The sequence below is a fragment of the Micromonospora sp. NPDC047738 genome (genome assembly GCF_040642675.1).
Classification (GTDB): Bacteria; Actinomycetota; Actinomycetes; order Mycobacteriales; family Micromonosporaceae; genus Micromonospora.
On the sequence record NZ_JBEYSO010000008.1, the window covers coordinates 75,326 to 97,264 of the forward strand.

At 74.0% G+C, this 21,939-nt stretch carries 19 protein-coding genes; 8 read left to right on the forward strand and 11 right to left on the reverse strand.

Annotated features, from left to right (window positions below; genetic code table 11):
* Nucleotides 1-53: 53 nt before the first annotated feature.
* Nucleotides 54-1,523, reverse strand: a complete 1,470-nt coding sequence (locus ABZ783_RS15315; protein WP_357438093.1) for an NAD(P)H-hydrate dehydratase — start codon at nucleotides 1,521-1,523, stop codon at nucleotides 54-56.
* A 56-nt stretch (nucleotides 1,524-1,579) separates the two neighbouring features.
* Nucleotides 1,580-1,948, reverse strand: coding sequence for a holo-ACP synthase (locus tag ABZ783_RS15320; protein ID WP_073834878.1), 369 nt, complete (start codon nucleotides 1,946-1,948; stop codon nucleotides 1,580-1,582).
* 222 nt (nucleotides 1,949-2,170) lie between these two features.
* Here ABZ783_RS15320 and ABZ783_RS15325 point away from each other — a divergent pair, with 222 nt between their 5' ends.
* Both ABZ783_RS15325 and ABZ783_RS15330 read left to right on the forward strand, forming a co-directional pair.
* Nucleotides 2,171-2,467 (forward strand): type VII secretion target, encoded by a 297-nt coding sequence (locus ABZ783_RS15325; RefSeq protein ID WP_357438096.1) that lies wholly within the window; start codon nucleotides 2,171-2,173, stop codon nucleotides 2,465-2,467.
* Nucleotides 2,464-4,173: an alpha/beta hydrolase gene (locus ABZ783_RS15330; protein WP_357438098.1), complete on the forward strand. Its 1,710-nt coding sequence runs from the start codon at nucleotides 2,464-2,466 to the stop codon at nucleotides 4,171-4,173. The genes ABZ783_RS15325 and ABZ783_RS15330 overlap by 4 nt, the downstream gene beginning before the upstream one ends.
* A gap of 65 nt (nucleotides 4,174-4,238) precedes the next feature.
* Here ABZ783_RS15330 and glmS read toward each other — a convergent pair whose 3' ends face one another.
* Nucleotides 4,239-6,152: a glutamine--fructose-6-phosphate transaminase (isomerizing) gene (gene glmS, locus ABZ783_RS15335; protein ID WP_073834880.1), complete on the reverse strand. Its 1,914-nt coding sequence runs from the start codon at nucleotides 6,150-6,152 to the stop codon at nucleotides 4,239-4,241.
* A gap of 247 nt (nucleotides 6,153-6,399) precedes the next feature.
* Nucleotides 6,400-8,175: a hypothetical protein gene (locus tag ABZ783_RS15340; RefSeq protein ID WP_357438102.1), complete on the reverse strand. Its 1,776-nt coding sequence runs from the start codon at nucleotides 8,173-8,175 to the stop codon at nucleotides 6,400-6,402.
* A 299-nt stretch (nucleotides 8,176-8,474) separates the two neighbouring features.
* Between ABZ783_RS15340 and ABZ783_RS15345 the strand changes: the two genes are divergently transcribed.
* Genes ABZ783_RS15345 through ABZ783_RS15360 form a run of 4 tightly spaced genes read left to right on the forward strand, consistent with a single transcriptional unit; the run spans nucleotide 8,475 to nucleotide 12,415 of the window.
* Nucleotides 8,475-9,164 carry a DUF305 domain-containing protein gene (locus ABZ783_RS15345; protein ID WP_357438104.1) on the forward strand — a complete coding sequence of 230 codons (690 nt, stop codon included), beginning with the start codon at nucleotides 8,475-8,477 and terminating at the stop codon, nucleotides 9,162-9,164.
* Between the two features lie 4 nt (nucleotides 9,165-9,168).
* On the forward strand, nucleotides 9,169-10,074 hold the full coding sequence (locus ABZ783_RS15350) for an MmpS family transport accessory protein (protein ID WP_357438106.1): 906 nt from the start codon (nucleotides 9,169-9,171) through the stop codon (nucleotides 10,072-10,074).
* A 47-nt stretch (nucleotides 10,075-10,121) separates the two neighbouring features.
* The gene (locus ABZ783_RS15355) at nucleotides 10,122-11,309 is read left to right on the forward strand and encodes a pyridoxal phosphate-dependent aminotransferase (protein ID WP_357438109.1); all 1,188 of its coding nucleotides are present in this window, start codon (nucleotides 10,122-10,124) and stop codon (nucleotides 11,307-11,309) included.
* Nucleotides 11,306-12,415: a beta-eliminating lyase-related protein gene (locus tag ABZ783_RS15360; RefSeq protein ID WP_357438112.1), complete on the forward strand. Its 1,110-nt coding sequence runs from the start codon at nucleotides 11,306-11,308 to the stop codon at nucleotides 12,413-12,415. The genes ABZ783_RS15355 and ABZ783_RS15360 overlap by 4 nt, the downstream gene beginning before the upstream one ends.
* A 198-nt stretch (nucleotides 12,416-12,613) precedes the next feature.
* Here ABZ783_RS15360 and glmM read toward each other — a convergent pair whose 3' ends face one another.
* From glmM to ABZ783_RS15395, 7 genes are all read right to left on the reverse strand, one after another.
* Nucleotides 12,614-13,969 carry a phosphoglucosamine mutase gene (glmM, locus tag ABZ783_RS15365; RefSeq protein WP_357438115.1) on the reverse strand — a complete coding sequence of 452 codons (1,356 nt, stop codon included), beginning with the start codon at nucleotides 13,967-13,969 and terminating at the stop codon, nucleotides 12,614-12,616.
* A 119-nt stretch (nucleotides 13,970-14,088) separates the two neighbouring features.
* Nucleotides 14,089-14,553: a 30S ribosomal protein S9 gene (gene rpsI, locus ABZ783_RS15370; protein ID WP_030501567.1), complete on the reverse strand. Its 465-nt coding sequence runs from the start codon at nucleotides 14,551-14,553 to the stop codon at nucleotides 14,089-14,091.
* 20 nt (nucleotides 14,554-14,573) lie between these two features.
* Nucleotides 14,574-15,017 carry a 50S ribosomal protein L13 gene (gene rplM / locus ABZ783_RS15375; RefSeq protein WP_073834885.1) on the reverse strand — a complete coding sequence of 148 codons (444 nt, stop codon included), beginning with the start codon at nucleotides 15,015-15,017 and terminating at the stop codon, nucleotides 14,574-14,576.
* 190 nt (nucleotides 15,018-15,207) lie between these two features.
* The gene (locus ABZ783_RS15380; protein WP_357438118.1) at nucleotides 15,208-16,578 is read right to left on the reverse strand and encodes a nitrate/nitrite transporter; all 1,371 of its coding nucleotides are present in this window, start codon (nucleotides 16,576-16,578) and stop codon (nucleotides 15,208-15,210) included.
* A 122-nt stretch (nucleotides 16,579-16,700) separates the two neighbouring features.
* Nucleotides 16,701-16,994, reverse strand: coding sequence for a type II toxin-antitoxin system PemK/MazF family toxin (locus ABZ783_RS15385; RefSeq protein WP_357438120.1), 294 nt, complete (start codon nucleotides 16,992-16,994; stop codon nucleotides 16,701-16,703).
* Nucleotides 16,984-17,244 carry a DUF6364 family protein gene (locus ABZ783_RS15390; protein WP_265007346.1) on the reverse strand — a complete coding sequence of 87 codons (261 nt, stop codon included), beginning with the start codon at nucleotides 17,242-17,244 and terminating at the stop codon, nucleotides 16,984-16,986. Before ABZ783_RS15390 ends, ABZ783_RS15385 begins: the two co-directional genes overlap by 11 nt.
* Before the next feature lie 153 nt (nucleotides 17,245-17,397).
* Nucleotides 17,398-18,093 carry a class I SAM-dependent methyltransferase gene (locus ABZ783_RS15395; protein WP_357438123.1) on the reverse strand — a complete coding sequence of 232 codons (696 nt, stop codon included), beginning with the start codon at nucleotides 18,091-18,093 and terminating at the stop codon, nucleotides 17,398-17,400.
* Nucleotides 18,094-18,239: 146 nt separating this feature from the next.
* Here ABZ783_RS15395 and ABZ783_RS15400 point away from each other — a divergent pair, with 146 nt between their 5' ends.
* Together ABZ783_RS15400 and ABZ783_RS15405 are read left to right on the forward strand one after the other, a co-directional pair.
* A complete protein-coding gene (locus tag ABZ783_RS15400) occupies nucleotides 18,240-20,435 on the forward strand; it encodes a molybdopterin oxidoreductase family protein (RefSeq protein ID WP_357438125.1) in 2,196 nt (731 codons plus the stop codon).
* Between the two features lie 37 nt (nucleotides 20,436-20,472).
* Complete coding sequence (locus ABZ783_RS15405; protein WP_357438127.1) at nucleotides 20,473-21,933, forward strand: FAD-dependent oxidoreductase; 1,461 nt, start codon at nucleotides 20,473-20,475, stop codon at nucleotides 21,931-21,933.
* The last annotated feature ends 6 nt before the right edge of the window (nucleotides 21,934-21,939 follow it).

Here is a 21,939-nt window from a genome sequence, read left to right on the forward strand (position 1 = left end):
TGGCACGCCCGCGGACACACCCGTCCGCCGGCCGCGCCGGTGGGCCGCCGCGGTCAGCCCAGGCGGGCGATCACCGGGCGGAGCGCGGTGGCCACGTCGGGTGCGGTCACCGGACCACCCCGGGCCGCCTCCCGGCCAGCCAGCCCATGCAGGTACGCCGCCGCGGCGGCCGCCCGCTCGGCGGGCAGCCCGGCCGCGAGCAACGCGCCGAGCAGCCCGGCCAGCACGTCGCCGGTGCCCCCGGTGGCCAGCACCGGGGTGCCGGTCGGGTTGACGTACGCCCGGCCGGCCGGGGTGCCGATGATCGTCCGGTCGCCCTTGAGCAGCACCACCGCGTTCATCCAGGCGGCCAGCCGCAGCGCGGCCGACACCCGGTCCGCGCCCGGGGTCTCTCCGCAGAGCCGGGCGTACTCGCGGTCGTGCGGAGTCACCACGATCGGCGCGTCCCGCTTGCGCAGCAGGTCCGCCATCGCGCCGTCGACCAGCAGGGTGAGCGCGTCGGCGTCGAGCACCGCCGGCACCGGCGCGCTGAGCACGGCCCGCAGCTCCGTGGCGGCCTCCTCGCCGGTGCCCAACCCGGAGCCGCAGACCCAGGCCTGCACGCGGCCGGCATCGGCGACCCGGCCGGTGGCGATCACCGACGGGTGGTGGTGCAGCACCTCCGCGCGGGCCCCGCCCGCGTACCGGACCATGCCGGTCGGACCGGCCAGTGCGCCGCCCACCGAGAGCACCGCCGCCCCGGGGTACGTGGCCGAGCCGGTCGCCACGCCGACCACGCCCCGGCTGTACTTCTCCGAGGACGGGCCGAGCCGCGGCCACCAGTCGACCACGTCCGACCACTCGGTGACCCGCAGCGCGGGGGTCCCGCGCAGCCACGGCCCCAGCCCGATGTCGACCAGGTCCACGTGCCCGGCGAGCGCGGCGGCCGGGCCGACCACCAGGGCCGGCTTCAACGCCCCGAAGGCGACCGTCACGTCGGCGCGCACCGCGCACGGGCGGCCGGAGGCGGTGAGCGGCACGTGGCCGGTGTCCACCGCGACGCCGCTCGGCACGTCCACCGCCACCACGGTGGCCCGGGCACCGTCCCGCCCGGAGCGCCCCGCCAGGCTCGCCGCGAGCTGCTCGGCGGTCTCCCGCAGCCCGCCGGTGCCGCCGATCCCGACGATGCCGTCCAGCACCAGGTCCACCACGGCCGGCGGCCGGTCCACCAGCCGCCCGCCGGCGGCCCGCAGCGCGGCCAGCCCCTCGGCGTGCGCCCGGCCGGGACTGAGCAGCAGAGTCGAAACCGCGGCGCCCCGGCGGGCCAGGTGCGCGCCCGCGTACAGGGCGTCGCCGCCGTTGTCGCCGGAGCCGACCAGCAGCAGCACCTGGGCACCGTAGACGCCGCCCCGATCGGAGAGCAGCAGGGCGCAGCGGCGGGCCAGCCCGGCGGCGGCCCGCTGCATCAGCGCCCCGGGCGGCAGGGTGGCCAGCAGGCCGGCCTCCGCCGCGCGTACGTCCGCGACCCGCCACACCGGTCTCATGCCACCCCGTCCCGTCCGTTGTTTCGCCAGGCGGGCCGGCCAGCCCGCCGGTCGCCTCACCGCTCCGCGACCACCATCGCCGACGCGATCCCGCCGTCGTGCGACAACGACAGATGCCAGCGGTTGATCCCGCGGTCGGCCGAGGCGGCGGCCACCGTGCCGGAGACGGTCAGCCAGGGCCGGCCGTCCGGATCCGGCACGATCTCGCAGTCGTGCCAGCGCAGCCCGCCCGGCGCGCCGAGCGCCTTGGCCACCGCCTCCTTGGCCGCGAACCGGGCGGCCATCGACTCGGGCGAGCGCGGGTTGCCGGAGCGGGTGAACCGCTCGGCCTCGGTGAACAGGCGGTCGGCGAGCAGCGGGGTCCGTGCCAGGGCCCGGGCGAACCGGTCCACCAGCACGACGTCGATGCCGACAGCCACGATCACGGACCTCACCCTACCGGCGGTCGCGGCCGCACATTAGCCGCCGGCTGCGCGGTGGACAACGCCTGTGGACAACCCGGGGGTACGGCCGCCGCCGGCTGTCCACAGGGCCGGTGGGGGTGCGCGGACGACGCCTAGCGTCCCGGTTGCCTGGTCCTGCAGGCGACCGTTGGTTCCGCCGCCGGTGAGCCCCGCCGGCGGCCCGTTGTCCGGGGGAGTCCGCCGATGACCGAGGAGCCGTTCACCGTCGAGCCGGAGCTGCTGCGCGGGGTCGCCCGGCAGTTGGGCGACGACGCGTACCGGCTGGCACACGGGCTGGCCGGCACGCCGGGGCTGGTGGTGCCGGCCGACGGCTGGCGGGCCGGGGCCGCGCTGGCCGAGCTGGAGGCAGCGGTGCACCGGTGGTCCGGGGCGCTCGCCGCCCGGGTGGCGAGCACCGCCGACGCGGTCCGCGGCGCCGCCGACGGCTACCAGGCGACCGACGAGCGGGCCGCCCGCCGGCTGGCCGGGATCCCCCGGTGACGGGCCCCGCCAGCACCTCGGCAGCCCGCTCCACGCCCGCCCGACCCGGTCCGGCCGGCCCGGGCGACGCGCCGACCCTGCGCCGGGAGGCCGCGCGGCCGGGGTCCGCATCCGGCGCGCGGGCGCCGGCCGGTGATACCTCCGCTCCGGTCGGATACGCCCAGCTCTGGGCAGCCGACCCGGGTGCCTGGACCCGGGGCGGGGCGGCCTGGCGGGGGCTGGACGCCCGAGTGGCCGCGCTGCGGCCCGGCTGGTCCGGCGGGGCCGCCGGCGCGGCGCAGGGCCGGATCGGGGCGCTGCGCGGCGCACTGACCGACGTGCTGCCCGCGCTGGTCGAGGTCGACCAGGTGCTCGCCGAGTTCGCCGCCCGGCTCGCCACGGCGAAGGCCCGGCTCGCCGCCGCCGTGGCGCACGCCGACGCGGGCGGCCTGCTGGTGGACCGGGTGGGTGCGGTCCGGCCCGATCCGGCCCACCCGCGCCGCGCCCCGGCCGGGCCGGGGGTCGCCCAGGTGGCGGCCGAGCTGCGGGCCGCACTGGCGCTGGCCGGTGGCGCGGACCGGGAGGCCGCCGCCCGGCTGGGCGAGCTCAGCACGGCGGCGGCCACCGGCTGGGTGAGCGTCCCGCCCGGCGCGCGACCGGCACCCGGCGCCGGGCCGGCTGAGGTGAGCCGCTGGTGGGCGGGGCTCACCCCGGCCGAGCGCCGCTGGCTGGTCGGCCACGAGCCGGCCCGCATCGGTCACCTCGACGGGGTGCCGGTGGCAGCCCGGGATCAGGCCAACCGGCTGCTGCTGGGCGAACGGCGGGCGGGGCTGGTCGCTGCCCGCGTGGGGCTGCTGCGTCCGCTGCCGCTGGGGCCGCCCGAGCTGGCCCGGCTGGCCCGGCTCGCCCGGCTGGAGGCGGCCCTGCGCGGCCTCGACGGGCTCACCGAGCGGCTGGACGAGGCGAGGGCGCCCCGGGCGTACCTGCTCGGGCTCGATCCGGCCGGGGACGGGCGCGCGGTGGTGGCGCTGGGCAACCCGGACCGGGCGGCAGCCGTGCTGACGTACGTCCCTGGAATGACCGCGGACCTCGCCGACGCCCCCGGCGAGCTGGGCCGGGCCGCGCGGGTGTTGGAGCGGTGCACGGCGCTCGGCCCGGGCGAGGAGACGGCGGCCGTGCTCTGGCTGGACTACGACGCGCCGGACCACCTGCTCGAGGCGGCCGGGGCCCGGCAGGCGGAGGACGCCGGGCCGGCGCTGCACCGGTTCCAGGAAGGGCTGCGCGCCTCGCACGACGGCCCGCCGGCCCGGCAGACCGTGCTCGGCCACAACTACGGCTCGCTGGTGGTCGGCACCGCCGCCCGCGACCACGGGCTGAGCGCCGATGCGCTGGTCTTCGTCGGCTCCCCCGGTGCCGGGGTCGACCACGCGAGCGAGCTGCGGATGCCGCCCGGGCAGGTCTGGGCCAGCACCGCGCCGGACGACGTGATCCGGCTGGCCCGGCCGCCGGACGAGCTGGCCCGCCGGGCGGTGCTGGCGGGGACGCCCCTCGGCCCGGTGGCGGCGGTGCTCGACCGGCACGATCCCGGGCTGTGGTTCGGGCGCGACCCGAGCGACCCCGGCTTCGGCGGCCGGCGCTTCCCCAGCGGCCGGTACGGCCACACCGGCTACTGGGAGCCCGGCAACCCGGCGCTGGACGGGATGGCCCGGATCGTGCTGGGCCGATGAGCGCGGCGGGTACGGAGACGACGCGGCCCCTCCACCCGGGAGCGGAGGGGCCTGGCCGGGGTGGACTACTCGACCGTGACCGACTTGGCCAGGTTGCGCGGCTGGTCGACATCGTGCCCGCGCGCGGCGGCGATCTCGGCGGCGAGCACCTGGAGCGGCACCGTGGTCACCAGCGGCGCCAGCAGCGTCGGCACCCGCGGCACGTAGATCAGGTGGTCGGCGTAGCGGACGACCGCCTGGTCGCCCTCCTCCGCGATCACGATGGTGCGGGCGCCCCGGGCGCGTACCTCCTGGATGTTGGAGACGACCTTGTCGTGCAGCATGCCCCGGCCGATCGGCGACGGCACGATGCAGATGACCGGGGTGCCCTTGTCGATCAGTGCGATCGGGCCGTGCTTCAGCTCGCCGGCGGCGAAGCCCTCGGCGTGCATGTACGCCAGTTCCTTGAGCTTCAGCGCGCCCTCCAGCGCCACCGGGTAGCCGACGTGCCGGCCGATGAAGAGCACCGTCGGCTCGGACTTCAGGTCACGGGCGAGCTCCCGGACGGGCTCGATCCGGTCGAGCAGCTCGCGCAGCTTGCCCGGCACCTCCTGGAGTTGCTCGACGACCGCGCCCACCTCGTCGGCGAACTTGATCCCGCGTACCTGGGCCAGGTGCAGGCCGATCAGGTAGCAGGCGACGAGCTGGGTGAGGAATGCCTTGGTCGAGGCGACCGCGATCTCCGGGCCGCCGTGGGTGTAGAGGACGGCGTCGGACTCGCGCGGGATGGTGGAGCCGTTGGTGTTGCAGATGGCGAGCACCCGGGCCTTCTGCTCCTTGGCGTGGCGCAGGGCCATCAGGGTGTCCATGGTCTCACCGGACTGCGAGATGACCACGATCAGCGTGGAGCGGTCCAGCACCGGGTCGCGGTAGCGGAACTCGCTGGCCAGCTCCACCTCGCAGGGGATCCGGGTCCAGTGCTCGATGGCGTACTTGGCGACCAGGCCGGAGTGGTAGGCGGTGCCGCAGGCGACGATGAAGATCTTGTCGACGTCGCGCAGGTCCTGCTCGCTGAGCCGGACCTCGTCGAGGGCGATCTCACCGGTCTCGGTGAGCCGGCCGAGCAGCGTGTCGGCGATGGCCTGCGGCTGCTCCTCGATCTCCTTGAGCATGAACCAGTCGTAGCCGCCCTTCTCGGCGGCGGAGGAGTCCCAGTCGATGTGGAAGTCCTTGCCGGTGGCGGGCTGGCCGGCGAAGTCGGTGATCTCGATGTCGTCCGGGGTGATCAGGACGATCTGGTCCTGGCCCAGCTCGACCGCGTCGCGGGTGTGCTCGATGAACGCGGCCACGTCGCTGGCCAGGTAGTTCTCGCCGTCACCACGGCCGACGACCAGGGGCGAGTTGCGCCGGGCGCCGACCACCGCGCCGGGGATCCCGGCGTCGACGGCGAGCAGGGTGAACGCGCCCTCCAGCCGCTGGCAGACCAGCCGCATGGCGGAGGCGAGCAGCTGCGGGCTGTCGACCTCGCCCGCCGCGCGCAGGCCGGCCAGCGACCGGGCGAGCAGGTGGGCGGCGCACTCGGTGTCGGTGTCGCTGGCGAACTCGACGCCCTCGGCCTCCAGTTCGGCGCGGAGCCGGGCGAAGTTCTCGATGATGCCGTTGTGGATCACGGCGACTCGGCCGTCGGGGGACAGGTGTGGGTGGGCGTTGCGGTCGGTCGGCCCGCCGTGGGTGGCCCAGCGGGTGTGGCCGATGCTGGTGGTGCCGTCGCCGATGCCGATCGGGCTGGCCGCGCAGGACTCCGGATCGGTGGCCGCGCGCTCGGCCAGGACCTTCTCCAGGTTGGCCAGCTTGCCGGCCTTCTTCTCGATCAGCAGCTCGTCGTCGCAGACGACGGCCACCCCGGCCGAGTCGTAGCCGCGGTACTCCAGCCGCCGCAGTCCGTCCAGCACGATGCCGAGCGCCGGGCGCGCGCCGGCGTAACCCACGATTCCACACATGGTCCGCAGCCTAACCCAGTTTCGCTCACCACGCGTGCTCGGAAGCCGGGTAAACAATCACTGAATCTGAGCGAACTGATGGTCAGAGGGCAAGGATCGGACAAATCCCCACCAACGAGCGACGCATGGGAGGGCCCACCCGCCAGCCCCCCGCTTCGGGCGCCACGGCCAGTGGCCGGAAACAAAAGGGCTCCGGCCCGGCGGAGCCGCCGGGCCGGAGCTGTCGTGCCTTGAGTGTGCCGGTGGGTCAGCTCGTCTTCACCGATCCGGTGACCGCGCTGTCCCGCACGGTGCCGCCGATGGCGTCCACCGAGCCGTTCACCTTGCTCTCCACGATCGACACCACGGAGGCGCCGGTCGCGGCGACCGAGCCGTTGAGGGTCGAGTTGAAGGCGATCAGACCGGCGCCCGGCGCGACCTTGGTGGCGCCGTTGACGGTCACCCCGTCGAGGCAGGTGATGCCGGACTTGATGTCGAGCCCACCGTTCTGCCTGTTGGTCAGGACGGTGGTGCAGGCCGGGTAGCTGGGCTGGGTCTGCACGTTCAGCTCCTCGAACGCGACCGCCCGGGCGTTGTTCGTCCGCGGGTCGTCCAGCTTGAGGACGTCGAGGCCCTTCTGGATGTCGTTCGAGTAGATGTATCCGTTGTGGTAGTACGTCGACCAGGCCCCACCGAGGATGTTGCGGGTCTCCGAGAGCGGGCCCCGCTCCCAGTAGGCGAGCTCGACCGGGTTGGCCGAGTCAGTGAAGTCGATCACCGAGATGCCGCCCTGGTACCACGCCTGGACCATGATGTCGCGGCCCATGGCCGGGATCAGCGAGCCGTTGTGCGCAACGCAGTTCTCTCGGGTGGTGTTCAGCCGCGGGATCTTGAAGTAGCTCTTGAAGACCAGCTTGCGGTCGGCACCGGAGCCGACGATGTCGTAGATCGCGTCCGCGCCCTGGTTGGTCCGGTAGCTGCTGGTGCAGATCGCGCTGCTGCCGCCGCCGAGCTCATCGGTAAAGATGACCTTGTTGCCGGCGTTGTTGAACGTGGCCGAGTGCCAGAACGCGAAGTTCGTGTCCCGGACCTGGCTGATGATCCGCGGCGCCTCCCGGTCGGAGATGTCCATCAGGACGCCATCGCCCATGCAGGCGCCGGCGGCCAGGTCAAGCTCCGGGTAGGCGGTGATGTCGTGGCAGCCGCTGGTGGAGTTGGCGCCGGTGGCTCCCGGGAAGAGAACCGGGGTGGCCACCACCGCGGCAGCGGTCGGGTTGTCCAGCGGCACCTTGATGATCGAGATCTTGTCGTGCGGCGGCTTGCAGTACGCCCCGCTGCCGTTCGAGGGCGGGCCGTACGACTGGACGTAGATGTAGGCGTTCTTGCCGTCCTTGCTCGGCACCAGCGTCTGCGTGTGGGAACCGCAGTCGGTCCGGACCGACTTGATGTACCGCGGGTTCGCCTTGTCGCTGATGTCGAAGATCCGGACGCCCTCCCAGGAGCTTTCCTGACTCACCGAACCGACCGCGCTGCTGCACGAGTCGTCGGTCCTCGGCTGGTCGACCGCGAAGAACAGCAGGTTGCCGATGACCGACGGGTCGCCCTGCGAGCCGGGGCAGACCACCTGGCTGACCACCTGAGGCGAGCTGGGGTTGCTGACGTCGAAGACGTTGAAGCCCGCGTAGTTGCCGGCGAAGACGTAGTTGCCCTGGAACGCCAGGTCCGAGTTGTACGTCCCCTCGCTGGCGAACCCGCCGAACTTCGGGATGTTGGCGATCTGCCGGAGGTTCGCGGTGCTGGCGATCTCGTCGACGCCCGGGATGGTGTTGGTGGCGGCCACGTCGTTGGCCGCCTCCTCGCCGATGCAGTACTCGGCGAAGTTGTCCCCGGCCGCCCGGAACGATTCGCAGATGTCGGTGTTCTCGGTGGAATCGGTGGCGCCGCTCGCCGGCGCCGCAGCCACCACGGTGGTCAGGAAAAGGGCGCCTGTGGCGGCAAGGCTGACGGTCAGCCTTCGGCTCCCTCGTGGGGTTGCTTGGAACATATGGACACCCTTCGTCATCGGGTTGAGCAGGGTGTCGGGACGATAACCTGGCGTTCGAGACAAGATTGTGACCCAGCTCACACTAAACGCTCGCTTGTGGTCACGGTTCAGTGAATGTGGTGGCGGTGCGACGGCACGAATAACCGCAGGTGGGACCAATCGAACCTTTTCGCTGCCCGCGATCTTCCCGGTGCAGGTCAACGCCGCGTTACGATCCCGGCCATCCTCGGGCGGACGGCGGGAGTCGAGTTGTGCTAGGTGTACGGTTCCGATCTCTTTTTGGACGGTCGCGGGCGATTGTGCTGGTCGAGTTGGCCGTGCTCGCCATGGTGGCCGCCGGGGCCGCGGCGGTCGTCTGGTGGCCCGACGACCAGCCGAAACCGGCGGCGAAGGCGAGCCCGCCCGAATCGCTCGCCCTGCCCGGCCTGCCGAAGGCAACCGCACCGGTGCTGCTGCCCGGGGCTCCCGGCGAGCCGGCGAAGACCCTCCCGGCAAATGAGATGCCGCCCGTGCCGCGCCCGTCGTACAACAACGCCGACGTCCGGTTCGTGACGATGATGATTCCGCACCACGAGCAGGCGCTCGTGATGGCCAAGCTGGTGGCGGACCGGGGAAAGAACCCGCAGCTCAAGATCATTGCGGACCGGATCCTGGCGGCCCAGGAACCGGAGATCAAGACACTGGAGACCTGGCTGACGGACCGGGGTTTGAACCGGAACTCCGGCCCCGGCCACCAGCACGGCATGGCCGGCATGCAGTCAGCGGAGGCATTGGATCAGCTCACCGCCGCCCGGGGCGCCGAGTTCGACCGGATGTTCGTCACCATGATGGTCGAGCACCATCAGGGCGCGATCGACATGGCGGGCGAGGTGCTGGCGCTCGGAGTCGACGGCGTCCTCAACGAGATGGCCAGCAGTGTCACCGTGGAGCAGGGCGCTGAGATCAAGCGGATGCGCGAGGCGCTGGGCACCCGTCCCCCTGCGAGCTGACCTGATGTCCGAGCCAACGCCGACCCCCCAGCCGTCGGCCGACGGGGGCCACACCGATCCCACCACCCCACCGGCGCCCGCGCCCTGGACACCACCCGATCCGCTCGCCGGCCCCCAGCCCTGGGTGCCGCAGGCGCCGTGGTCGCCGACCCCCTGGTCGCCCGGCTCGACCGGCACACCCGGCCCGACGGGCGGGGCGGGCACGGCGGGCGGCATCGGGACGCCGGGCAACACCGGCCAGCCGGACGCGACCGCCGACCCGGCCCGCACCGGGCCGCCGGGTTCCGCCGACGCGCCGCGACCGGCCGTCCCGCCCGTCACCCCGGTCCCGCCGCCGGCTCACCCCTGGCCCGGGTACGCCGCACCCGGCTGGCCCCCGGCCGGCTACCCGCCGCCGTACGCGTACCCGGGGATGCCGCCGACCCGGACGAACGGCGGCAAGATCGCGGCGATCATCGTCGGGGTGGCAACCGTCCTGGTGCTGCTCTTCTGCGGCTGTGTCGGCCTGGGCGTGCTCGGCAACTCGTTCGGTGATCCGGTGACGTCCGGGGAGCCCTACGGCGACCCGGGCTACGGCGAGCCGGAGGAGGACGCCACCGCCGGGCAACCGAGCCCCGCCACCACCCCGTCGGGCGGGCCGGGCCGGTTCGAGGTGGTGTACGAGGTGACCGGCACCGAAGCGGTGAACGTCCAGTTCTACGACGCCAACGGCGACTTCCTCCAGGTCGACGAGGTGCAGTCGCCGTGGCGGCTGGCATTCACCGCCAACGACCGGCAGCGGGTGCAGATCGTCGCCTTGCCCGCCAACCGGGGCGGCGACCCGATCACCTGCCAGATCACCATCGACGGGAAGGTCGTCTCCCGGGATTCGAGCTCGTCGGGAGCGATAGCGACCTGCTTCGGGTGGTGAGACCGGCGAGTCGTGCGACGCGGGCGCCGGGCCGTAGGCTGGCCCGCGTGACGACGACCGATCCGCTGGTGGCCCGGATGCGGCCGTTCGGCACCACCATCTTCGCCGAGATGTCCGCGCTGGCCGTGCGCACCGGGGCGGTCAACCTCGGCCAGGGCTTCCCGGACACCGACGGCCCGCCGGAAATGCTCGCGGCGGCCGCCGAGGCACTCCGCTCCGGCCACAACCAGTACCCGCCGGGCCCGGGGATCCCGGCGCTGCGCGCAGCCGTCGCGGCCCACCAGCGCCGCTTCTGGGATCTGACGTACGACCCGGACGGCGAGATCGTGGTGACCGCCGGCGCCACCGAGGCGATCGCCGCCAGCATCCTCGCCCTCTGCGAGCCGGGTGACGAGGTGGTCTGCTTCGAGCCGTACTACGACTCGTACGCGGCCTCGATCGCGCTGGCCGGTGCCGTCCGCCGCCCGGTCACGCTCCGTCCCGCCGCCGACGGCCGGTACGCCGTCGACCCGGCGGAGCTGCGCGCCGCGTTCGGGCCGCGTACCCGGCTGGTGCTGCTGAACACCCCGCACAACCCGACCGGCAAGGTGTTCACCCGCGACGAGCTGGCCCTGGTCGCCGAGCTGTGCCAGGAGCACGGCGCGTACGCGGTCACCGACGAGGTGTACGAGCACCTGGTCTTCACCGACGCCGCCGCCCCGCACGTACCGCTGGCGACGCTTCCCGGGATGCGGGAGCGGACGCTGCGCATCTCCTCGGCCGGCAAGACCTTCTCCTGCACCGGCTGGAAGGTCGGCTGGGTGAGCGGGCCCGCCCCACTGGTCTCCGCGGTGCTGCGGGTGAAGCAGTTCCTCACCTTCGTCAACGCCGGGCCGCTGCAACCGGCCGTCGCGCTGGCGCTCGGCCTGCCCGACGCCTACTTCACCGACTTCCGGGACGGCCTGCAGCGACGGCGGGACCAGCTCGTCGCCGGGCTCACCGACGCCGGGTTCGACGTGCTCGCCCCCGAGGGCACATACTTCGTCACCGCCGACGTCTCCCCGCTCGGCGGCCGGGACGGGGTCGAGTTCTGCCGATCGCTGCCGGAGCGCTGCGGTGTGGTGGCCGTGCCGAACCAGGTCTTCTACGACGATGCCGAGGCGGGGCGGCGGCTGGTCCGGTTCGCCTTCTGCAAGCGCCCGGAGGTGCTGACCGAGGCGGTGGACCGGCTGCGCCAACTGAAGGGGAACCGATGACCGACCCGAACGCCGGCCGGCTACGCCGGATGGCGGCGCAGCGCAGCTGCGACACGGTGCTCTCCGGCAGGCCGCCGGCCTCCGTGGCCGAGCAGCTGGAGGCGCTCCGGGCGATCACGACCGACGACCTGTTGCCCGACTTCTACGGCGAGGGCGGGGCGGTCGAGGAGCTGGAACGCCGCGTCGGTGAACTGCTCGGCGCCGAGGCCGTCGCCTTCTTCCCCACCGGCACGCTGGCCCAGCAGGTCGCCATGCGGTACGGTGCCGAGCTGACCGGACGCAACGGCGTCGGCCTGCACCCGCTCAGTCACCCGATGCTGCACGAGCGGGACGCGCCCGCCGTGCTCGGCGGTCTGCGGCCGGTACGCACCACGGACGCGCCGCGCAACCCGACCGCCGAGGAGATCGCCGGGCTCGACGAGCCGATCGGCACGCTGCTGCTGGAGCTGCCGCTGCGTGACGCCGGGTTCGTCCTGCCGACCTGGGACGAGCTGGTCGCGGTGGTCGAGGCGGCCCGGCGACGGGGCGCCCGGGTGCACCTGGACGGTGCCCGGCTCTGGGAGTCCACCGTCCACCTGGGACGCTCACCGGCCGAGGTCGCCGCCCTGGCCGACAGCACGTACGTCTCGTTCTACAAGTCCCTCGGCGGGCACTCCGGTGCGGCGTTGGCCGGCTCCGCCGAGCTGGTCCGCTACGCCCGGGCCTGGCGGCACCGCTACGGCGGAAACCTCTTCCAGCAGTCGCCGGCCGCCCTGGCCGCGCTCGCCGGCCTCACCCACGAGCTGCCCCGGCTCGCCGGCTACGTGGCGCACGCAGAGGTGGTCGCGACGGCGCTGGCCACCCTGCCCGGCGCCCGGGTGCACCCGGCGCCCCCGCACACGCACCAGTTCCGGCTCTGGTTGCCGCACCCGGCGGACGCGCTCAACGCCGCCAACCTCGCGCTCGCCGAGGAGGAGAAGGCCTGGTTCGTCGGCGGCTGGCGGGACACCGAGGTGCCCGGCATCGCGCTGGCCGAGGTGACGGTGGCCGCCCCGGCGCTGGAACTGGACGCCGACCAGGTGGTCGACCTGGCCGACCGCTTCCTGCGCCGGCTGCCGCCGCGCTGACCACCGGGCGTCCCGGGCGCGGCGGGGGCACCTGCTCGCCGCCCGGCTGGAGCTGGTCGCCAGGATGGCCCGAGCCGCCGGGACCATCGCCCCTCTCTCCCTTTGGAGCTGATGTCGTCAACGACTCGGCTCCACAGGAGACAGACAGCGGTGTCAGCCGGCGCCCGCCCGGCCCCCTGAGCGAGGCCGGAACGGCGGTCAGCCGGCCGGGCTGGCGGTGCGTACCTGCTCGGCGATCCGCTCCGCCACGGACCGGGCGGTGGTCTCGGTGGCCGCCTCGACCATGACCCGGACCAGCGGCTCGGTGCCGGAGGGGCGCAGCAGCACGCGGCCGGTCTCGCCCAGCTCGGCCTCGGCCCGCTCCACCTCGGCCCGGACGGCTGGCGCGGCGGAGCCCACGGTCCGGTCGCCCACCGGCACGTTGATCAGGACCTGCGGCAGCTTGGTGACCACGGCGGCCAGCTCGGCGAGCGACTTGCCGGTGGCCGCCATCCGGGACATCAGGTGCAGCCCGGTGAGCACCCCGTCGCCGGTGGTGGCGTACGCGGGCATGACGATGTGGCCGCTCTGCTCGCCGCCCAGGGCCAGCCCGGAGGCGCGCAGCTCCTCCAGCACGTACCGGTCGCCGACCTTGGTCTCGAGCAGCCGGATGCCCTCGGCGGACATGGCGAGCTTCAGGCCGAGGTTGCTCATCACGGTGGCGACCAGGGTGTCCTCGGTCAGCGCGCCGGCCTCCCGCATGGCCAGGGCGAGGATCGCCATCACCTGGTCGCCGTCGACCTCGTCGCCGTCGGCGGTGACCGCCACGCACCGGTCGGCGTCGCCGTCGTGGGCGATGCCCAGGTGCGCGCCGTGCTCCACCACGGCGGCCCGCAGCGCGTCCAGGTGGTTGGAGCCGCAGTCGTCGTTGATGTTGAGCCCGTCCGGCTCGGCGCAGATCGCGATCACCTCGGCGCCGGCCTCCTGGTACGCCACCGGGGCGACCTCGGCGGCCGCGCCGTTGGCGCAGTCGACCACCACCTTGATCCCGTCCAGCCGATGCGGCACGGTGCCGACCAGGTGCTGGACGTAGTGGTCGGCGCCGTCGAGCAGGTCGTGCACGCGGCCCACCCCGGCGCCGATCGGCCGCTCCCAGGCGGTGGTGGCGTTCGCCTCGACCGCCGCCTCGATCCGCATCTCGATCTCGTCGGGCAGCTTGTGCCCGCCGGCGGCGAAGAGCTTGATCCCGTTGTCCGGCATCGGGTTGTGTGAGGCGGAGAGCATGACGCCCAGGTCGGCCTTGGCCTCCGCGGTGAGGAACGCCACCGCCGGGGTGGGCAGCACGCCGACGCGTACCACGTTGGCGCCGGCGCTGGTGAGCCCGGCCACCACCGCGGCCTCCAGCATCTCGCCGCTGGCCCGGGTGTCCCGGCCGACCACGGCGAGCGGCGGATGGCTCTTGTCCGACTCGGCGAGTGTGTGCGCGGCGGCGACCGCCACCGCGAGCGCCAACTCCGGGGTGAGATCCGCGTTCGCCCGCCCGCGTACGCCGTCCGTGCCGAACAACCGACCCATACCCGCCAACCTCCGAAGGAACTGCCGTTGCGAGGAGAGGAAAAGCGAACGGCCGGGCCACCTCCCCGTAGAGGAGGCGGACCCGGCCGTCCGTCAGAAGTACAAGGCGCTGCTGATGATCAGCGCTTCGAGTACTGAGGAGCCTTACGGGCCTTCTTGAGGCCGTACTTCTTGCTCTCCTTGACCCGGGCGTCACGGGTCAGGAAGCCGGCCTTCTTCAGGGCCGGGCGGTCGTCCGGCTCGCTGACGATCAGCGCCCGGGCGATGGCGAGGCGCAGCGCGCCGGCCTGGCCGGTGGTGCCGCCACCCCGCAGGTTGGCGATCACGTCGAACGCCTCGGCCTTCTCGGCGGTCACCAGCGGGTCCTTGATCAGCTGCTGGTGCACCTTGCTCGGGAAGTAGGCCTCGAGGTCACGGCCGTTGCAGGTGATCTTGCCGCTGCCGGGGACGATGCGAACCCGGACGATGGCCTCCTTGCGCCGACCCACGGTCTGGATCGGGCGGTCGCCACGAGGCGCGCGGGCGACGGGCGCCGGCGCCTCGGTGGCCTCAGGGGCAACCTCGGTGGCGGTGATGTCGGTCATGCTGCTTCCTTCGCCCGCGCTCACTGCGCGATCTGCTTGATCTCGAACGGCACCGGCTGCTGCGCGCCGTGCGGGTGCTCGGCACCGGCGTAGACCTTCAGCTTCTTGAGAATCTGACGGCCGAGCTTGTTGTGCGGGAGCATCCCCTTCACGGCCAGCTCGATGGCCCGCTCGGGACGCTTGGTGAGCAGCTCCTCGTAGCCGACCTGCTTCAGACCACCCGGGTAACCGGAGTGGCGGTAAGCGATCTTCTGCTGGCGCTTGTTGCCGGTCAGCGCGACCTTGCCCGCGTTCACGATGACGACGAAGTCGCCCGTGTCGACGTGCGGCGCGAAAGTCGGCTTGTGCTTGCCACGCAGCAGCGTGGCGGCGTGGGTCGCGAGGCGGCCCAGCACGACATCAGAGGCGTCGATGACGTGCCACTGACGCTCGATCTCACCCGGCTTCGGGCTGTACGTACGCACAGGTCTACCTTGTCTCGTCGTCGGTCTGGGGTCGCGCGCCGAGGTGACCAGGCGCGCACGAACGACCAAGCGTACCTGATGCGGCACGCCTCTGAATGTCGTACAACAGCAGGCAACGATACCCGGCCGCCCGGCGGCAGGTCAAAACGGGGTGCTCCCCGCGCGGCCCGCGCTTCCACCATGGCGCAGGTCACACGCCGGACAGCTTACGTGGCCCCGGCCGCAGGTACACCACCCAGGTCACCGCGAAGCAGAGCGCGTACCAGCCGATGAAGGCCAGGTAGGCCGCGTCCGCGGTCCCGGCGGCGAGGAAGGACTGCCGGAAGGCCACGTTGACCAGCACCCCGCCCGAGGCGCCGACCGCCCCGGCGATGCCGATCAGCGCCCCGGACCGCCGCCGGCTGCGGCGCTCGGCCGCCGACCGTTCTCCGGTCCGCTCCGCCTCGGCGGCGGCCCGGGCCCGGAAGATCGCCGGGATCATCTTGTACGTCGACCCGTTGCCGATCCCGGAGAACACGAAGAGCGCCAGGAACCCGACCAGGTAGAGCGGGAACGACCGCTCGCGCGCGGCGTACAGCACCAGCGTGGCGCCCACGGCCATCGCCGCGAAGTTCCAGAAGGTGACCCGGGCTCCGCCGAGCCGGTCGGCGAGCTGGCCGCCGACCGGCCGGATCAGCGAGCCGATCAGCGGCCCGAGGAAGGTCAGCCAGGCGGCGTCGACCGGAGTCGGGAACCGGTCGTGGAACTGGAGCTGGAGCACCTGGCCGAAGGCGAACCCGAAGCCGATGAACGAGCCGAAGGTGCCCACGTAGAGCAGCGACATCACCCAGGTGTGCGGGTCGCGGGCGGCGGCGCGCAGCGCCCCCGGCTCGTTGCGCGCCCCGGGGACGTTGTCCAGCCAGCGCGCCGCGGCGAGCGCCGCGAGCACGATCAGCGGCAGGTAGACCGCCGGCACCAGCCGGGGGTACGCGGCCCCGGCGGTGGCCAGCACGGCCAGCCCGACGAGCTGCACCGCCGGCACGCCGAGGTTCCCGCCGCCGGCGTTGAGCCCGAGCGCCCGGCCCTTGAGCCGGTCCGGGAAGAACAGGTTGATGTTCGCCATCGACGAGGCGAAGTTGCCCCCGCCGACCCCGCTCAGGCAGGCCAGCACCATCAGTGTCGAGTACGACACCCCCGGCTCGATCAGCAGCGCCATCGGCACCGCCGGCACCAGCAACAGCAGCGCGCTGACGACGGTCCAGTTCCGCCCGCCGAACCGGGCCACCGCCAGCGTGTACGGCAGCCGCAGCACCGCGCCCAGCGCGGCCGGCACGGCGGTGAGCAGGAACTTCCCGGCCGGGTCGATACCGTACTCCGGGCCGAGGAAGAGCACCGTCACCGACCAGAGGCTCCACACGGAGAAGCCGACGTGCTCGGCGAAGATCGAGACGTACAGGTTGCGGCGGGCGATCGGGGCCCCGGCGGTGTCCCAGAACCCGGGGTCCTCGGGGCGCCAGTCGGTGATCGACCGCCGGCGCCCGGCGTCGGGGGCCGGGGCCCGGGGGGAAGCGAGCGTGCTCACGGCGACTCCTCCTCGTCGATGACGAGGGGGACGCTAGGAACGCCTGGTTTCCCGGCCGTGCCCGTCCCGGGTCGGGCCGGAAACGGAGACCGCACGTCCGCCGGGAGCCGGCGGTGAGCCGGTCAGAGCTCCTGGAGGATGCGCAGCGCCCGGCCGACCCGTTGCATGGTCTCGGTGTCGGCGACGTCCACGCACTCGGTGAACCACTTCTTCATGGGCGACGAGAGCCGGTCGGGCATCACCACGTAACCGCCCATGGCCACCGCGAGGGGCGAGTCCCGCAGCAACGATTCCTCGACCACCTCGGCCACGATCACGATCGGTACGTCGGTGGAGTTGTAGACGTCGGAGCTGATCACCAGTCCGAGCCGTTCCCGGGCGCCGGAGATGCGCCAGATCTCTCCCCTACGCAGCACGCGGACGTCCGCCGCCGAAGAGGGCGTCGTCGACCATCGCGGCCTCCTGGGCGTCGGCCAGGGCCGCGGACTCCAGATCCAGGCCGGCGCGGCCGACGGCGGCGGCGTGCGCGGTGAAGACCTCGCGCAGCGCCTTCTCCCGGGCGGCCTGGTCCATCCAGGCGGAGAGGGAGAGCCCTTCCCGCTTGGCGAACCGGCGCGCCTCCTCGATCGTCTCGTCCGAGAACGACAACGTCACCTTGGCGGTCATGCCGGACAGATTACCCACTGGTATGACCAGCAGTCATCCCCACTCGCGCCCGTCGGCGAACCGGACACCGGGGCACGGGCGGGGCGGACGGGACACCCCCCGTGGGCACTCAGGCTGGCCGGCCTCGACGCGGCGGTCGAGCCGCGCCGACCGTCACGGGCGGCGGCCGCCGAAGACGGCGAACCGCCACTCCTTGAAGAAGCAGTCCACGTCGGCCAGGCCGGCGTCGGTGAGCCAGCGGCACTGGTCGGTCACCGGCGCCGGCCGGTCGTGCCGCATCCGCTCCCGGGCCGCGGCGATCTCCTCGGCGTCCGAGCCCAGCTCGGTGATCCGGGCCGTCCAGACCTCGTCGTAGCGCCGGTCCAGCGCCGGGGTCGGGCCGGCGACCTGCTCGGCGTTGACGAACACCCCACCGGGCACCAGCGTCTCGGCCGCCCGCCGGTAGAGCGCCCGCTTGCCGTCGTCGGCTAGGTGGTGGATGGCCAGGGCCGAGACCACCGCGTCGTAGCGGCCGGCGGGCAGCGGGTCGGTCAGATCGGCGAGCACCGTCCGGTGCGGCACCCCCCGGGCGGCCAGGTGGCCGGCGGCCACCGCGAGCATGCCCGGGGCGGCGTCGACCAGGGTCAGCCGGACGCCCGGCACCGCCGCGGCGACCAACAGGGAGAGCAGGCCGGTGCCCGCGCCCAGGTCCAGCACCTCGGGGGTACGCCCCGACGCGTGCGCCGCCCGCAGCGGCGGTGCGGCGACCTGGACCGCGGTGCCGTAGAAGGCGTCGAAGCAGGGCACCAGCCGGCGCCGGGCCTCGTCGTAGCTCCCCGCCACCGCGTCGAACGCGTCCGCCACACTCATCGCGCCTCCCATTATTCAGGATTTCCGTCTCATATTCTAAACCTGACCATCCGGTCCGTCACTCCCGTGCGGTGTGAGGCGCTCTTGACAGGACCGAAACAGACGGGACCCGGACCGGAAACCGCCCGCCGGCACGCTTTCCCGGCATGACACAGGGTGCCCGCGTGACGACGCGACCGGGGGTTCATCGCCGGGAGGTCGCCACGCACTGCCCGTACTGCGCGCTCCAGTGCGGCATGGTGCTGCGCGAGGCCGAGGGGCGGATCGAGGTCGTGCCCCGCGACTTCCCCACCAACCGGGGCGGGCTGTGCCAGAAGGGCTGGACCGCCGCCGAACTGCTCGACCACCCCGACCGACTGGCCACCCCGCTGCTGCGGGACCGGCCCGGCGCGCCGCTGCGCCCGGCGAGTTGGGACGAGGCCCTCGACCGGGTGGCCGCCGGGATCCGCGCCGTCCAGGACCGGCACGGGCCGGACGCGGTCGCGGTCTTCGGCGGTGGCGGGCTGACCAACGAGAAGGCGTACGCGCTCGGCAAGTTCGCCCGGGTGGCGCTGCGTACCCGGCACATCGACTACAACGGCCGCTGGTGCATGTCCTCGGCCGCGGCGGCCGGGCTGCGCACCTTCGGCGTCGACCGGGGGCTGCCCTTCCCCCTCGCCGACCTCGGCCGGGCGGACACCCTGCTGCTGGTCGGCGCGAACCCGGCCGAGACCATGCCGCCGCTGCTGCGGCACCTCGCCGACCAGCGCGCCCGGGGCGGCCAACTGATCGTGGTCGACCCCCGGCTCACCGCCACCGCCCGGCAGGCCGACCGGCACCTGCAGCCGTTGCCCGGCACCGACCTGGCGGTGGCCAACGCACTGCTGCACGTGGCGCTCACCGAGGGCTGGCTCGACCGGACGTACGTGACCGACCGGACCAGCGGCTTCGACGAGGTCCGGCGGACCGTGGCCGGGTACTGGCCGGCCGAGGTGGAACGCCTCTCCGGGGTACCGGTGGCCGACCTGGAGGCGACCGCTCGGGCGCTCGCCACCGTGGACCGCGCGATCATCCTCACCGCGCGGGGCGCGGAACAGCACGCCAAGGGCGTCGACACGGTCAGCGCGTTCATCAACCTGGCGCTCGCCCTGGGCCTGCCCGGCCGCCCCGGCTCCGGGTACGGCTGCCTCACCGGGCAGGGCAACGGCCAGGGTGGGCGGGAACACGGGCAGAAGGCCGACCAGCTCCCCGGGTACCGGCGGATCGACGACCCGGCGGCCCGAGAGCACGTGGCGCGGGTCTGGGGCGTACCCGCCGACGACCTGCCCGGGCCCGGGGTGCCCGCGTACGCCCTGCTGGACTCGCTCGGCACCGCGACCGGCCCCCGGGCGCTGCTGGTCTTCGGCTCCAACCCGGTGGTGTCGGCGCCCCGGGCGGCCCGGGTCGAGTCCCGGCTGCGCGCCCTCGACCTGCTCGTGGTGGCCGACTTCGTGCGCTCCGAGACGGCCGACCTGGCCGACGTGGTGCTGCCCGTCGCGCAGTGGGCCGAGGAGGACGGCACGATGACCAACCTGGAGGGTCGAGTGCTCCGCCGGCGGGCGCTGCGCGAGCCGCCGCCCGGGGTCCGCACCGACCTGGCCGTCCTCGCCGGCCTGGCCGCCCGACTGCACGCTGGGGCCCTTCGTCATCGCACTCCGCACCGCACTGACCCCTTCCCAACGCCCGGGCCCGCTGCCAGCGGCGGGGGCAACGCGGCCGGCGGGCACGGCTTCCCGGCCGATCCGCGCGCCGTTTTCGAGGAACTGCGCCGGGCTTCGGCCGGCGGGCCGGCGGACTACGCCGGGGTGACCTGGGAGCGGGTCGAACGGGACGAGGGTGTCTTCTGGCCCTGCCCCGACCCGGACGGGCCGGACACCCCCCGGCTCTTCACCGAGTCCTTCCCGACCCCGGACGGGCGGGCCCGGTTCCACCCGGTGACGCACCGACCGGCCGCGGAGGAGGTGTGCGCGGAGTACCCGCTGCACTTCACCACCGGCCGGGTGCTCGCCCACTATCAGTCCGGCGCGCAGACCCGGCGGGTCGACGCGCTGCGCCGGGCCGCCCCGGAGGGCTTCGTCGAGCTGCACCCGGACCTGGCCGACCGGCTTGGCGTGGCCGGGGGCGACGAGGTGCGCGTCGTCTCCCGCCGGGGCGAGCTGCGGGCGCCGGCCCGGCTCAGCCCAACGATCCGGCCGGACACCGTCTTCGCGCCGTTCCACTGGCCGGGCGCGGCCCGCGCCAACTCGGTCACCAACGACGCCGTCGACCCGGTCTCCGGTATGCCGGAATTCAAGATCTGCGCGGTCCGGGTGGAGAAGGCATGAGCGAGCGAATCATCCGGCACAGCGCGGCGGAGTCGCCGTGAGAGTGGTCATCGTCGGCTACGGGATGGCGGGCGCGCGGCTCGCCGCCGAGCTGCACGCGCGGGACGGCGACCGGAAGGTCACCGTGCTCGGGGCGGAGCAGCACCGGGCGTACAACCGGATCATGCTCTCCGCCCTGCTGGCCGGGAAGATCGACGAGCCGGACGTGGAGCTGGCCGAGGTCGCCGGGCAGGGCGTGGACGTCCGGACCGGGCTGGCGGTCACCGCGATCGACCGGGCCGCCCGGGAGGTACGCACCGCCGACGGCGATCGCCACGGCTACGACCATCTGGTCCTCGCCACCGGCAGCCGGGCCGTGGTGCCGCCGCTGCCCGGGCTCGACCCGCTGCCCGACCGGGTGGTCCCGTTCCGCACCCTGGACGACTGCCGGCGGATCCTCGCCGCCGCCCGGGGCGCCCGCCGCGCCCTGGTGCTCGGCGGCGGGCTGCTCGGGCTGGAAGCCGCGCGCGGGCTCGCCGCCCGGGGGCTGGACGTGACCGTGGTCCACCCGACCGGATGGCTGATGGAACGACAGCTCGACCCGACCGCCGGGGCGGTGCTCGCCGGCACCCTCGCCGGGCTGGGCGTACGGACCGCGTTGGCCGTCCCGGCGACCGGGGTGGCCGCCGACGCCGACGGGGTCCGCCTCGACCTCGCCGACGGCCGCTCGCTCCACGCCGACCTGCTGGTGCTCTCCTGCGGCGTACGCCCGGACACCGCCCTGGCCGCCGCGGCCGGGCTGGCCGTGGATCGGGGCGTGCTGGTGGACGACCGGCTGCGGAGCAGCGACCGGCACATCTCGGCGATCGGCGACTGCGCCCAGCACGCCGGGGCGCTGACCGGGCTGGTCGCCCCGGCCTGGGCGCAGGCCCGGGTGGTGGCCGAGGTGCTGGGCGGCGAGGACCCGCTCGCCCGGTACCGGCCGCGGCCGGTGGTGACCCGGCTCAAGGCGGCCGGCATCGACCTCGCCGCGATGGGTGACACCGCCGACGGCACACCGCCCGCCGGCACCGCCCCGGATGACGGCGGACCGGTCGAGGAGCTGACCTTCGCCGACCCGACCCGCGGCACGTACGCCCGGCTGCGGATCCGCGACGGCCGGTTGACCGGGGCGATCCTGCTCGGCGACAACCCGGCCGTCGGCACGGTGGTGCAGCTCTTCGACCGGGGTGACCCGGTGCCCGCGGACCGCCGGGCGCTACTGCTCGGGCGGGCGTTCGGCGCCACCCCGGCCACCCCCGCCGCGTCCCCGGCGCTGATGCCGGACGCGGCCACGGTGTGCCAGTGCAACGACGTCCACAAGGGTGCGCTGGTGGCGTGCTGGCGTGCCGGCGCCCGGACCGTCGAGGAGCTGTCGGCGGCGACCCGGGCGGCGACGGGCTGCGGCGGCTGCCGGGACGCGGTGGCCGGCATCGCCGACTGGCTCGCCGAGGCGGACCCGGTGGCGGTGACGCGATGAACGGAG

Coding starts and splice junctions, on each gene's coding strand:
- rpsI (WP_030501567.1), bottom strand. CDS start 14,553: ATGACCGACATCACCGCCACCGAGGTTGCCCCTGAGGCCACCGAGGCG.
- ABZ783_RS15390 (WP_265007346.1), bottom strand. CDS start 17,244: ATGACCGCCAAGGTGACGTTGTCGTTCTCGGACGAGACGATCGAGGAG.
- ABZ783_RS15400 (WP_357438125.1), top strand. CDS start 18,240: ATGACACAGGGTGCCCGCGTGACGACGCGACCGGGGGTTCATCGCCGG.
- ABZ783_RS15395 (WP_357438123.1), bottom strand. CDS start 18,093: ATGAGTGTGGCGGACGCGTTCGACGCGGTGGCGGGGAGCTACGACGAG.
- ABZ783_RS15325 (WP_357438096.1), top strand. CDS start 2,171: ATGACCGAGGAGCCGTTCACCGTCGAGCCGGAGCTGCTGCGCGGGGTC.
- glmS (WP_073834880.1), bottom strand. CDS start 6,152: ATGTGTGGAATCGTGGGTTACGCCGGCGCGCGCCCGGCGCTCGGCATC.
- ABZ783_RS15360 (WP_357438112.1), top strand. CDS start 11,306: ATGACCGACCCGAACGCCGGCCGGCTACGCCGGATGGCGGCGCAGCGC.
- ABZ783_RS15315 (WP_357438093.1), bottom strand. CDS start 1,523: ATGAGACCGGTGTGGCGGGTCGCGGACGTACGCGCGGCGGAGGCCGGC.
- ABZ783_RS15340 (WP_357438102.1), bottom strand. CDS start 8,175: ATGTTCCAAGCAACCCCACGAGGGAGCCGAAGGCTGACCGTCAGCCTT.
- ABZ783_RS15350 (WP_357438106.1), top strand. CDS start 9,169: ATGTCCGAGCCAACGCCGACCCCCCAGCCGTCGGCCGACGGGGGCCAC.
- glmM (WP_357438115.1), bottom strand. CDS start 13,969: ATGGGTCGGTTGTTCGGCACGGACGGCGTACGCGGGCGGGCGAACGCG.